This window comes from Alteromonas sp. D210916BOD_24 (assembly GCF_047159385.1).
Lineage (GTDB): Bacteria > Pseudomonadota > Gammaproteobacteria > Enterobacterales > Alteromonadaceae > Alteromonas.
The window spans coordinates 3,401,796-3,414,471 of sequence record NZ_AP038333.1 but is presented as its reverse complement, the minus strand read 5'-3'; the positions used below and the strand labels follow the sequence as shown (position 1 = coordinate 3,414,471).

The 12,676-nt window shown below is 46.3% G+C and carries 11 protein-coding genes; 10 read left to right on the top strand and 1 reads right to left on the bottom strand.

The window, feature by feature from the left end; genetic code table 11:
• Positions 1 to 127 precede the first annotated feature (127 nt).
• The 4 genes from rpsL to tuf all read left to right on the top strand — a co-directional run bounded on the left by rpsL (position 128) and on the right by tuf (position 4,426).
• Positions 128 to 502 (top strand): 30S ribosomal protein S12, encoded by a 375-nt coding sequence (rpsL, locus tag ACMCM8_RS14820; protein ID WP_014951037.1) that lies wholly within the window; start codon positions 128 to 130, stop codon positions 500 to 502.
• A 75-nt stretch (positions 503 to 577) separates the two neighbouring features.
• Complete coding sequence (gene rpsG / locus ACMCM8_RS14815) at positions 578 to 1,048, top strand: 30S ribosomal protein S7 (protein WP_412723363.1); 471 nt, start codon at positions 578 to 580, stop codon at positions 1,046 to 1,048.
• Between the two features lie 27 nt (positions 1,049 to 1,075).
• Positions 1,076 to 3,178 carry an elongation factor G gene (gene fusA / locus ACMCM8_RS14810; RefSeq protein WP_412723362.1) on the top strand — a complete coding sequence of 701 codons (2,103 nt, stop codon included), beginning with the start codon at positions 1,076 to 1,078 and terminating at the stop codon, positions 3,176 to 3,178.
• A 63-nt stretch (positions 3,179 to 3,241) separates the two neighbouring features.
• Complete coding sequence (gene tuf / locus ACMCM8_RS14805) at positions 3,242 to 4,426, top strand: elongation factor Tu (RefSeq protein ID WP_412723208.1); 1,185 nt, start codon at positions 3,242 to 3,244, stop codon at positions 4,424 to 4,426.
• Between the two features lie 370 nt (positions 4,427 to 4,796).
• Here the strand turns inward: tuf and ACMCM8_RS14800 are convergent, their stop codons facing one another.
• On the bottom strand, positions 4,797 to 5,669 hold the full coding sequence (locus ACMCM8_RS14800; RefSeq protein ID WP_412723361.1) for a TraB/GumN family protein: 873 nt from the start codon (positions 5,667 to 5,669) through the stop codon (positions 4,797 to 4,799).
• Between the two features lie 191 nt (positions 5,670 to 5,860).
• Between ACMCM8_RS14800 and ACMCM8_RS14795 the strand changes: the two genes are divergently transcribed.
• The 6 genes from ACMCM8_RS14795 (at position 5,861) to ACMCM8_RS14770 (ending at position 12,666) form a co-directional block, all read left to right on the top strand.
• On the top strand, positions 5,861 to 6,859 hold the full coding sequence (locus tag ACMCM8_RS14795) for an alpha/beta hydrolase (protein ID WP_412723360.1): 999 nt from the start codon (positions 5,861 to 5,863) through the stop codon (positions 6,857 to 6,859).
• 419 nt (positions 6,860 to 7,278) lie between these two features.
• Complete coding sequence (locus tag ACMCM8_RS14790; protein WP_412723359.1) at positions 7,279 to 9,570, top strand: FepA family TonB-dependent siderophore receptor; 2,292 nt, start codon at positions 7,279 to 7,281, stop codon at positions 9,568 to 9,570.
• 102 nt (positions 9,571 to 9,672) lie between these two features.
• Complete coding sequence (locus tag ACMCM8_RS14785; RefSeq protein WP_412723358.1) at positions 9,673 to 10,449, top strand: DUF3450 family protein; 777 nt, start codon at positions 9,673 to 9,675, stop codon at positions 10,447 to 10,449.
• Complete coding sequence (locus ACMCM8_RS14780; RefSeq protein ID WP_412723357.1) at positions 10,446 to 11,852, top strand: MotA/TolQ/ExbB proton channel family protein; 1,407 nt, start codon at positions 10,446 to 10,448, stop codon at positions 11,850 to 11,852. The genes ACMCM8_RS14785 and ACMCM8_RS14780 overlap by 4 nt, the downstream gene beginning before the upstream one ends.
• Positions 11,852 to 12,256, top strand: a complete 405-nt coding sequence (locus ACMCM8_RS14775; protein ID WP_412723356.1) for a MotA/TolQ/ExbB proton channel family protein — start codon at positions 11,852 to 11,854, stop codon at positions 12,254 to 12,256. The genes ACMCM8_RS14780 and ACMCM8_RS14775 overlap by 1 nt, the downstream gene beginning before the upstream one ends.
• A gap of 2 nt (positions 12,257 to 12,258) precedes the next feature.
• Positions 12,259 to 12,666, top strand: coding sequence for an ExbD/TolR family protein (locus tag ACMCM8_RS14770; protein WP_412723355.1), 408 nt, complete (start codon positions 12,259 to 12,261; stop codon positions 12,664 to 12,666).
• Positions 12,667 to 12,676 lie beyond the last annotated feature (10 nt).

The window sequence follows — 12,676 nt, the reverse complement described above, 5'->3', positions numbered from 1 at the left end:
TATTAGCGCCCAGTGAATATTGACGAGCACAATGTTCACATCACAAGCGCGACAAATTAAAAAGTCGCAAGTTTAGGACCCAATCACAGTGATTGGGTTTTCGTAGTTTTTAATCAGGAGCTAGTTAATGGCAACAGTTAACCAGTTAGTGCGCAAGCCGCGTAGAAAGCCCGTTGAAAAAAGCAACGTAGCTGCTCTACAAGCTTGTCCACAAAGACGTGGTGTATGTACTCGTGTATATACTACTACGCCTAAGAAACCAAACTCTGCACTACGTAAAGTATGTCGTGTACGTCTAACTAACGGTTTTGAAGTTTCTTCATACATCGGTGGTGAAGGTCACAACCTACAAGAGCACAGTGTAGTTCTTATCCGTGGTGGTCGTGTTAAAGACCTACCAGGTGTTCGTTATCACACAGTTCGCGGTACTCTTGACTGCGCAGGTGTAAACGATCGTAAACAAGCCCGTTCTAAGTACGGTGCGAAGAAGCCTAAGTCTTAACGGTTCTCCGTTAGTAAGGCCAAACTGAAGTTTAAGAGTTTTGGGTTTTCCCTGAATTCATACGGAGAATAGAAAATGCCAAGAAGAAGAGTCGTAGGTCAACGTAAAATCCTACCAGAGCCAAAATTTGGTTCACAACTGCTTGCGAAATTCATGAATGTCGTAATGCTCGACGGCAAAAAGTCAGTCGCTGAGAAAATCGTTTACGGTGCGCTTGATATTGTTGCTGAAAAAACCGGCAAAGCACACCTAGATATCTTCGAGGAAGCGCTTGATAACATCCGCCCAACAGTAGAGGTTAAGTCTCGTCGTGTTGGTGGTTCAACTTATCAGGTTCCAGTTGAAGTACGTCCAGTTCGTCGTAACGCGCTAGGTATGCGTTGGATGGTAGAAGCTGCACGTAAACGTGGCGAAAAGTCTATGGCACAACGCCTAGCGGCTGAAATGCTAGACGCAGCAGAAAACAAAGGTTCAGCGGTTAAGAAGCGTGAAGACGTACACCGCATGGCCGAAGCAAACAAAGCGTTTGCTCATTACCGTTGGTAATAAACGTTATATAACTGAGAGAGATTTATGCCTCGTAAGACCTCGATTGAGCGTTATCGCAATATTGGTATTGTGGCTCACGTGGACGCGGGTAAGACCACGACCACAGAGCGTGTTCTGTTTTATACAGGACTGTCTCACAAAATCGGTGAAGTGCACGATGGTGCTGCTACCATGGACTGGATGGAGCAAGAGCAGGAGCGTGGTATTACTATCACGTCTGCTGCGACTACTTGTTTCTGGTCTGGTATGGAGCAACAGTTCGATCAACACAGGATCAACATCATCGACACCCCTGGACACGTTGACTTTACAATTGAAGTAGAGCGTTCATTACGTGTACTAGACGGTGCTGTAGTGGTTTTCTGTGGGTCTTCTGGGGTTGAACCTCAATCAGAAACAGTCTGGAGACAGGCTGATAAATACCAAGTGCCACGTCTCGTGTTCGTCAATAAGATGGACCGAGCTGGCGCTGATTTTGAACGCGTTGTAGGACAAATCCGCAAGCGTTTAGGCGCAAACTGTGTTCCGATTCAAATCAACATGGGCGCTGAAGAGAATTTCCATGGCGTCATCGACCTTGTGAAGATGAAAGCCATTAACTGGAATGAAGAAGACATGGGTATGACCTTTACCTATGAAGACATTCCGGCTGAATATATAGAAAAAGCAGAGCAGTACCGCACCGAAATGATCGAAGCGGCTGCTGAAGCCTCTGACGAGCTAATGGATAAGTACTTGGAAGGCGAAGAGCTGACCGAGGAAGAAATTCGCTTAGGCCTTCGTAAGCGTACGCTGAACAACGAAATTGTTCTTGCCACCTGTGGCAGTGCCTTCAAAAACAAAGGTGTTCAGGCAGTACTTGACGCGGTTGTCCAATACCTTCCGTCTCCAACTGAAGTTAAAGCCATCACCGGTGTGCTTGACGATAAAGACGAGACTGAGGCAGAGCGTCATTCTAGCGACGATGAGCCGTTCTCGGCATTGGCATTTAAAATTGCCACTGACCCATTTGTGGGTACGCTAACGTTCTTCCGTTGTTACTCAGGTGTCGTTAACACCGGTGATACGGTTTACAACCCAGTTAAGGGTAAGCGTGAGCGCTTTGGTCGTATCGTGCAAATGCACGCGAAAGACCGTGAAGAAATAAAAGAAGTACGCGCAGGTGACATCGCGGCCGCTATCGGTCTTAAAGATGTGACAACGGGGGATACGCTTTGTGATCCTAACCACGTTATCACACTGGAGCGTATGGAGTTTCCAGAACCGGTTATCTCCATTGCGGTTGAGCCAAAGTCTCAAGCAGACCAAGAAAAAATGGGCATTGCCCTAAGTAAGCTTGCAGCTGAAGATCCGTCGTTTAAAGTAAAAACAGACGATGAGACGGGACAGACAATTATCTCTGGTATGGGTGAACTACACCTGGATATCATTGTCGACCGCATGAAGCGTGAATTTAAAGTTGAATGTAACGTGGGTAACCCTCAGGTTGCCTATCGTGAAACCCTTCGTAAATCAGTCGAAGTGGAAGGGAAGTTCGTTCGTCAGTCAGGTGGCCGTGGCCAATTTGGTCATGTATGGTTACGTATTGAGCCTCAAGAAGAAGGCGCAGGCTACGAATTTGTAAACGAAATCGTCGGTGGTGTGGTACCAAAAGAGTTCATTCCAGCGGTCGATAAAGGAATTCAGGAGCAGATGCGAAGTGGTGTTCTGGCAGGGTATCCGGTACTTGACGTAAAGGTTACTTTGTTTGATGGTTCATACCACGATGTTGACTCTTCTGAAATGGCGTTTAAGATCGCCGGCTCTATGGGTTTCAAAAAAGGCGCCGCAGAAGCAAATCCGGTGTTACTTGAACCCACAATGAAAGTTGAAGTGACTACTCCAGAAGACTGGATGGGTGATGTAGTTGGTGACTTAAATCGTCGCCGCGGCATGATCGAAGGTATGGAAGATGGCGTCGCAGGTGTTAAAATAATACGTGCTAAAGTGCCGCTTTCAGAAATGTTTGGGTATGCAACAGATTTGCGTTCACAAACACAAGGTCGTGCTTCATACTCTATGGAGTTCTTCAATTATTCTGAGGCGCCTAACAATGTGGCGCGGGCTATCATTGAATCTAGAACTTAATCTAAATGAAGGTTCGGTCCGGTCTATTTGTGGGTCGGACTTTTAACTTAGGAAACGAGAAAAATGGCAAAAGAAAAGTTTGAACGTACGAAACCCCACGTAAACGTGGGTACAATCGGCCACGTTGACCACGGTAAAACTACCCTAACTGCAGCAATCACTACTGTTCTTGCAAAGACATACGGTGGTTCAGCTCAGGCATTCGATCAAATCGATAACGCGCCTGAAGAAAAAGCACGTGGTATCACCATCTCTACTTCACACGTAGAATATGACACACCTACTCGCCACTACGCGCACGTAGACTGCCCAGGACACGCTGATTACGTTAAAAACATGATCACTGGTGCTGCACAGATGGACGGCGCAATCCTAGTAGTAGCAGCGACTGATGGTCCTATGCCACAGACTCGTGAGCACATCCTACTTGGTCGTCAGGTTGGTGTACCTTACATCATCGTATTCATGAACAAGTGTGACATGGTTGACGATGAAGAGCTTCTAGAGCTAGTAGAAATGGAAGTTCGTGAACTTCTAAACGAATATGACTTCCCAGGTGATGACCTACCAGTTATCCAGGGTTCAGCTCTTAAGGCGCTTGAAGGCGACGCAGAGTGGGAGAAGAAGATTGTTGAACTAGGTGAAGCCCTAGATTCATACATCCCAGAGCCAGAGCGTGCAATCGACAAGCCGTTCATTCTTCCAATCGAAGACGTATTCTCAATCTCAGGCCGTGGTACAGTTGTAACAGGTCGTGTAGAGCAAGGTATCGTTAAAGTTGGTGAAGAAGTAGAAATCGTAGGTATCAAAGACACTACTAAGACTACTTGTACTGGTGTTGAGATGTTCCGTAAGCTTCTTGACGAAGGCCGCGCGGGTGAGAACGTTGGTGTTCTTCTACGTGGTACTAAGCGTGACGAAGTTGAGCGTGGTCAAGTACTAGCTAAGCCTGGTTCAATCACTCCTCACACAAACTTCGAAGCAGAAGTATACGTATTGTCTAAAGATGAAGGTGGTCGTCATACGCCATTCTTCAAAGGCTACCGTCCACAGTTCTACTTCCGTACAACTGACGTAACTGGTGCTGTAGAGCTTCCAGAAGGCGTAGAAATGGTAATGCCTGGTGACAACCTTAAATTCAAAGTTGAGCTAATTGCTCCGATTGCGATGGACGAAGGTCTACGTTTCGCAATCCGTGAAGGTGGTCGTACAGTAGGTGCTGGTGTTGTATCTAAGATCCTAGACTAATCTAGACTTAGTAACACAAGTTCCAAAAAGCGCACTTAGGTGCGCTTTTTTTATGCCTGCGATTTGGAATTTCGGGAGTGAAGCCCCATCAAAAACACGCCGTAAAGCCATCCATGGCGGCTTCGCAGCAGCATCCATGCAGCTGAGAGTGCTAGATTGAATAAGCTTCACCCCTTTGGCATCTATAAAGCTTGGTGAGAGGGGAGGGAACACGCCGTGAACCCATGCCTTCTTTTACGTGAGAGCTCCGACACCGCATCCGAATGTTGTGGGGTTTTAGAAGGCACAACACCCACTCTTTCTTTAATAAGCATAAAAAAGCTAGGACTATGCCTAGCTTCGTTTTTTCAGTTGGCAGCAAAATGGGGGGTTACATTTGCTCGACTTTGTACCCTTTCGCTTCTAATAAATCGATAACACTGCCATCACCAACTAAGTGTCCAGCTCCCACTAACACAAATTCTTGATCATCATCGTCAAACATGGCTTCGATTTGAGATAGCCAGTTATGGTTGCGTTTAGTAAACACATCGTCGTATGAAGCGGGAGATTCACGTTTGAAAGTTTCTACCACTAGCTCTTCAATCTTTTTCGTATCACCTTCTCTCCATGCCTTTATGGTACTTTTAAGTATGTGTTTTAACTCGGGTAATGTTACTAAGGTTTCTGAGATGAAGCGGTCTTCTTCGCCAGCGCCCATGTTGGCTAGCATATTGATCTGAAAATCCAGTGACTCTAGGTATTCGCTACTTTTTCCATCGCGTGCAGCCAGCTGCATAAAGTAGGCATCTACACCTTGCCCTGCCAACTGGGAGCGTTGTGCTTCCATAGCAACAAGTGTTGAAGCGACCATACCCGGCTTAAATTGGGCTAACTGATCAGCGGTCGCGCCAAAGTGACTTAGATAAGCATTAAGCGCCTCGAACGTTTCTTTTGATACATCATCTTTTAGGGTTTTACCTTCAGCATAAGCGAGTCCACCCATCATTGCTCTTTGGCCTTCAATGTCTGCTGGGTCTGGCATTTTCACTTCAAAAACTATTGTGTTACTTTTTTCGAAGGTTTCGGTGAATTCAACGGGCAACGGAAATTCGGAGATGGGCAGTATGTGTATAGTGCCACCGATAAATACCGTATCACTGCCTTTTGATACTTTCCAGATTGACGTCTGTGCTGAACCCTCACTGGCATATAACAACAGGCTGGTCAGCATAACCATCATATTCAAAGTTTGAATTTTCATTTTACAACTCCCTTTTATCTGATAAAAGCCATTGCGCCTTGTTATCTTGTTTAGCATAGTAGCAAAGCTGAAAGTCTTTTTAGACTGGACAGAAGATCTGATATTAACCAGTATTGAATGTGAAGAAGTCATCCGTGCTATCGCTTACCATGATGAAGTTTACGTTATGTTAACTCAGAGAGTTTAATTGCTTGTTTAAACACGTGCCCCCAAAAGACCTACCGTTGCCCACAGCGGCCAGCGTAGCCCTACAGCAAGCGATAGCTGACTTCCCATCCGTTACTGCGGCGCAATCCATCGCTGATACGCCAATAACAGTAGAACAGTGGCGAGACTATATTCAATTACGCAATGCGGATCAGAAGAAAAAAATTAAGAAAATGCGTAAAGCGTTGGAAGTAGATGTTCAGCTTATGGAGATTGCTGGCGTTAAAGTACGGCAATTAACGCCTAAATCGCTATCAAAGGCCTTCGCTCAGTCTGTTTATATCGACATCCATGGTGGCGCCTATGTGCTGTTTGGTGGACTACCCAGTATTGAAGAGGGCTTATTAATTGCACATCGACTGGGCATCACGGTTTATAGTGTGGACTACAGAATGCCCCCTTCTGCACCATTCCCCGCCGCACTAGATGATGTGCTTGCGGTTTATCAAGCCATAGCTACCCTAGACCAAGTGCAACATGTATTTGTTGGGGGAACATCTGCCGGAGGCGGATTGGTCTTATCTCTGATGCAATCACTTCTTGCCAAAAAATGGGCATTGCCACTGGCTATTTACGCAGGTACACCCTGGGCGGATCTGAATAAAAACGGTGATAGCTTGTTCGTCAATGAAGGTGTGGATAGTGTATTGGTAACTTATGATGGACAGCTAAGCGCCGCGGCTAGGCTTTATGCTGGTAAGGCAAGCCTGTCACATCCTTTAGTGTCTCCGCTTTATGGTAGCTTTGAGCACTTCCCACCGACATTTTTACTTACTGGTACCCGAGATATGTTTTTAAGCGATACGGTACGTGTTAATCGCAAAATCCGCGATGCCGGGGGGCGGACGCAGTTAGAAGTGTTCGAAGGATTATCTCACGCTCAGCACATTATTGCTTACAATACCCCCGAGTCGTTATCTGCATATCAAGAGCTTAAACAGTTCCTTTTAAATTCCATTCACAACACGCAATCACCATTATAGATATTTGTATTTTTGTGTCCTTGGCAATTGATGCGTATGGACATACTCAATTTACCCTCCTCGTTCAAACCATAGCTCTCGATCACTTCCATTGTTGAGTAATGTAAAGAAACTGAAAAGCACTTAAACATTAATTAAATTGCAAATGATAATTATTATTATTAAGATGTGTAAAGTTTGAGATTGGCTTACAGCGATTAGGATCGAAACGGGATTCGTATCGCACGCTGTGGATTTGGGTTACCACAATAATAATACCAATTGACTCATTTCAGATTTATCCAACTCAGCGCTATGTTGCGAAGCGCTTCTATACAGAGAAACTCTGTCAATAACGCAATGTAAATGACACAACACATAACGCATTTATCGGGTCAGCGCTTTAGTTGGCCAACACTCAACTTAGTAAGGATAGCTCAATGCCTGCAATTGGTAAGCGCATTATTTTATTAGGAACCCTTTTTCCCATGCTGTCTGCGACAGTACTTGCACAAAATGAAGAACTTGAAACCCTAGATACAACGGTGGTTCAGTCTGCTTCTGAAGAGCTTAAACAGGCACAAGGTGTGTCAATTGTCACCGAAGAGGACTTCAAACGTCGCCCAGTAACCAATGATATCGCCGAGATTGTCAGAACGATGCCGGGTATCAACCTTACGGGAAACTCAAGTTCGGGCCAGTACGGTAATAAGCGTCAAATCGACATACGTGGAATGGGGCCTGAAAATACACTCATTCTTATTGACGGTAAGCCGGTGTTGTCGCGTAACTCTGTAAAAATGGGGCGTTCAGGTGAGCGCAATACCCGTGGGGACAGCAACTGGGTTCCCGCAGAGGCAATTGAACGCATAGAGGTAATTCGTGGCCCAGCCGCGGCTCGATATGGTTCAGGTGCATCAGGCGGTGTAATCAATATTATCACCAAATCCCCCGATGAGGCATCGTCGTCAATTACTGCGCAAACCGAGCTTTCTTCAAATAAATACGAAGGCGATAACCGTCGTTTTAACCTAGTAACAAGTGCGCCTTTATCTGAGCGTTTCTCTCATCGCACCATTGTTAACTACAACGAACAAGACGCTGATGATCCTCGCGTGAACCTAGACGCGACAGATGTGACAACAGGGCGTGGCGGCACAGCGAAAGCGGTAGGGGCAGGACGTGAAGGTGTTGAAAACATCGACGTACGTACCCTGGTTCGATTTGACCAAGATGATATTAACCGCTGGGATTTTGAAGCAGCATATAGCCGTCAAGGCAATCGCTATGCCGGTGACAATGCCTTCCAAGGTGTTAGCTATCCCGTTGACGAAAACGGTAATGTCATCATTCCAGAACCTGAAGACTTAGCAGAAACCGATGCCCATAGTCTCATTGGTGAAGAAACGCTGGTAATGCATCGTCGTACTTTCGGTGTAACACACAATGGTGAGTATGATTTCGGTGACTCATTTAGTTACATTCAATACGAAAATACGTCGAACAGCCGTTTAGGTGAAGGCGCTGCAGGCGGTACTGAAGGGCGCATTAATAGCCTGGAAATGACGACCATTAAGCTAGAAAACATTACGGCGAAAACCGAGTGGAATGTACCTTTAACGTTAGGCGGCTTCAATCAAACTGCTACCTTTGGTGCGGAATACCGTAAAGAAACCTTAGATGACGCGGTGAGTAATCAGCTCACACTAAATGTGGTTGATGATGGCACTATCCCAGATACCGCAACCGATCCTGCAGACCGTCCGTCTAAAACGGATGCTACCCTTGTGGGCGTGTATATTGAAGACAATATCATGCTAACGGATTCAATCACGCTAACGCCAGGACTGCGCTTCGATGATCACAGTAAAGCAGGAACAAACCTATCACCAAGTTTGAATGCGTCGTGGCAGGCATCACCTAACATAGTCGTACAAGGTGGTATTAGTCGCGCGTTTAAAGCACCAAACCTTTATCAGTTGAACCCAAATTATGTGTACTACACCCGTGGTAACGGTTGCCCAGTCGACTTTTCTAACTTAGGTGGCGGTTGCCATATTTTAGGGAACCCCGATCTGGAGCACGAAACCTCAGTGAACAAAGAGATTGGGATTAACTATACCAACGAAGAAGGTTTGAACGCGGGTATTACCTACTTCCATAACGACTACAAAAACAAAATTGGTACCGGTAATGTGCCACCAGAGTATGTGTTGCCCAGTGAAGAAGGTGGTGAGGCAAACGTTCAGGTGTTCCAGTGGTTTAACGTTCCTGAAGCGGTTATTTCTGGCCTTGAAGGTAACTTACTGTTCCCTGTCACCAGCACTATTGAATGGTCCACTAACGTTACCGTAATGCTTGAGTCAGAAGATAAATTGACTGGCCAGCCATTGTCGATAGTACCTGATTATACCGTTAACTCGTTAATAAGCTGGCAAGCCACCGATGCACTTGAGCTTGTGCTTAGTGCTCAACACTACGGTGCAACAGAAAGCCCTACGGCAAGCGTAAACTCGGGTGCCGTTATCGAAGCTGATGATCGCGAAGCCTATACCATCACCAACATTAACGCCATTTACGAGTTCGACCAAAACTTAAGCTTCAACGTGTCGGTTAAGAACTTGTTTAACGAAAGCGTTAAGCGTGAAGGTACTCAAGCGTCTAACGCAGGGGCTAATACCTTTAATGAACCAGAAAGAAGCTTCTTGTTGTCTGCTACTTACCAGTTCTAATACTTAACAAGTAGTAAAAAGACATTAGAAGTGCCGGCCTCGATAGCGATATCGACGTGCCGGCAATCTCATTAATTCAGCTAAGAGATGTAAGGGATTTGAATGAAAGTTAAAAGAAGTGCAGCGCTTTCTTTTTTACTGGTATCACTTGCTGTGTTCTCATCAAGTATTGTGATGGCAGCAACGAAAGCCAGCGATATTGATGGGCTCACTGAAAAGTGGATTAGCATTGAGCGCCAGACGCAAAAGCTAGAAAACGAGTGGCGCGAATCAGAGCCTGCATTGCGTCAGCGTATTCAACTACTAAAAGCTGAGCGAACTCAACTGCAGAGTATGATTGACGAAAGCCAGGCTGCAACCACCGACGTAGAAGCTCAGCGAGAAGCACTTCTTTCTGAGCAAAGTGAGCTTGAAGCACAACAAGGGGGTGTAGAGCGCGCTTTGGCTGGGGTAATCGGGCAAGTAGACAGCCTTTACTCGTCGCTGCCTGAGATTATTCGCCAAACGTGGGACAAAGAGCAAGCCGAGTTAGCGGCCGACGCCGACACATCGAATAAGCTTCAGGTCACCCTTGCAAAACTTTCATCCTTACAACAATTTAACAGCAAGCTTCTGGTTAACGAAACCGTAATGCGTGCTCCCGATGACAAAGATGTATTGGTTAAGCAGTTCTATGTTGGCAGCAGTTATGCGTGGTTTACCAACGCCGATGGTCAATATCAGGGAGTGGGCCGCGTTCAAAACGGGGAATGGCAGTGGAAATTTAGTGACAATGTAGATAGCGAAGCGGTGGCGCTTGCCGTTGCTATTTTCGAGAAGAAACATGAGCCCGATTTTGTTTCTTTACCACTTACGCTGGCTCAAGGAGAAGGCGAATGAAACGCTTATCTCACATTTTCAAAACTTATAATCCAAACTTGAAATCCTCTTTCATTGCAGCATGTGTTGCTTTGTGCGCAGGGGTAGTTTGTGTACCTGCAGTGGCTGGTCCTGAAGATAGCATGCTGGCCAATATTAAAGAGGCGAAAGCGCGTCTGGAACACACAGAAAGCAAAATTAGCAAAGAGCGGGTAGCGCTGGCTAACGAATTGCGTGCGCTTGAACAGCAGGTAATGAAACTGCGCAATGAAACCACAGTAGCCCGCCGTAAAATGGATGAAAGAACCCTTAGTCTTTCCCAGTTAGAAAATCGCCTATCAAGCTGGAGCGAGCAACAAGAGTTCCAGCAAAATTTGTTGAGTCGTTTCCTGCTTCAAACCGGTGTAGACAGTCTGTCATTAAACGAAATGAGCTTGTCTGACAAAGTACAGAAAGTGGGTGAAAAAGCGAGAGCGTTTGCGGATCAACAAACCCCTAATTTCAGTGCAGGAGAGGTTGTACTGGCGAATGGCGAAGTGACCCAAGCTAAAGTGCTTACTCTTGGCCCAGTGACGTGGTATCTGGCGCAAGCGCAAAACGTTGCGGGTACTGCAGAGCGCACAAAGAGGGCAGAGCGCAAGCAAGACCTGTTTACCTCTACGTCCACGTTTTCAGATACGGATACCGAAAGCCTTGCAAGCTTGGCAAGCAGCGGCAGTGGCAGCATTAAAATAGATCCTACCCTTGGCCGCGCCGCTACCCGCGAGCAAGCGTCAGAAGGGGTAATTGAGCATGTTGTGAAAGGCGGAGTGTGGGTGATACCTATCGTGTTGTTTGCCCTTCTCGCTACGCTTATCGCACTGTTTAAAGTTATTCAGCTATGGCGCTTACCTAAGGTTAAGCAAGTAGCATCAGGCAAAGCCTTGGTGAACATGGTGGGCAGTTCAGGTGTTGGCTTCTTCGATGGCATGCAGCGCGAACTGTATGACATTACTAAGCGTGCAAGCACGCCAACTGAACGCGACGATGAACTGTTTTCTGCGCTCCAGCAAGACAAAATTAAGCTAGAAAAATACAACGGCACCATTGCCGTAACTGCTGCCGTAGCACCCTTGCTAGGTCTTCTAGGTACGGTAAGCGGCATGATTGAAACCTTTAGAATGATGACGGCATTTGGCTCAAGCGACCCCGAAGTTATTTCTGGCGGGATCGCTAAAGCCTTGGTAACCACAGAGTTAGGCTTAGTTGTGGCCATACCGGCATTAATTCTAAATGCCGTACTCTCTCGCAAAGCGCGACATTACTACGAAGAGCTCGAAAGTTTCGCTCTTGTACTGAGTAATGACGAGCCAGACGTTGCGAAGAAAACCGACTACAAGGGTGGCGACAAGCGTGACGGCCAACCGCAAGCGAGCGCAAGTTAATGATTGAACAGCTTCTCGGAAATGCCCTTTGTTGGTTAATGCTGCTGGTGGCATGGTTTGCTTATCAGCAAATCTTTGTGCTGTTTACGTCACGCAAAGAGATTGCCCAATTTCGTGCCAATGAGAAAGAGTACAGCGGTGAGAATGAACTGACAAAGCGAGAAATGGTACCTGCCGTACTGGTTAGTGCTCTTCCCTTGATGGGCCTACTAGGCACAATTGCAGGCTTACAAGTGAGCTTTACCGGAATGATGTCGTTAGGTGTCGACAGTCAAGTTGTCACTGGCGGTATAGCCGATGCACTTTTTACTACGCAACTCGGTTTAACTTTGGCAATCCCCGGATGGCTTTTGTTGATGTTTGTTAATGGAGCGGTAAAGCGCGCCATAGTAAGGGAGGCGTAAACATGGCAAGTCGATTACAGCGACGCCTTGAAAGCCAGCAACCGCAAGGCATTGATATGTCTCCGTTACTAGACGTGGTTTTTATACTTTTAATTTTCTTTATTGTTTCAACAGTGTTTGTCAAAGAAACCGGGGTAGAGATAGATAAACCACAAGCGATATCGGCACAAAAGCTCGATCAAATGGCCATTATGCTGGCAATTACCCGTACCGGTGAAGTGGTGTATGACAGTGCCAATATCGGCGTGAGCGGTGTGCGCTCTACCGTGGAGCAACTGTTGATGAAAGAACAACGCCCAGTAATTATTCAGGTAGATAAAGCCGTTCGCTCTGAATTACTGGTAGAAGTGATAGATGAAGCCAAACTGGCGGGTGCCGACACGGTTAACATCGCCACGTTAAAGCCATAGCGAACGAGGC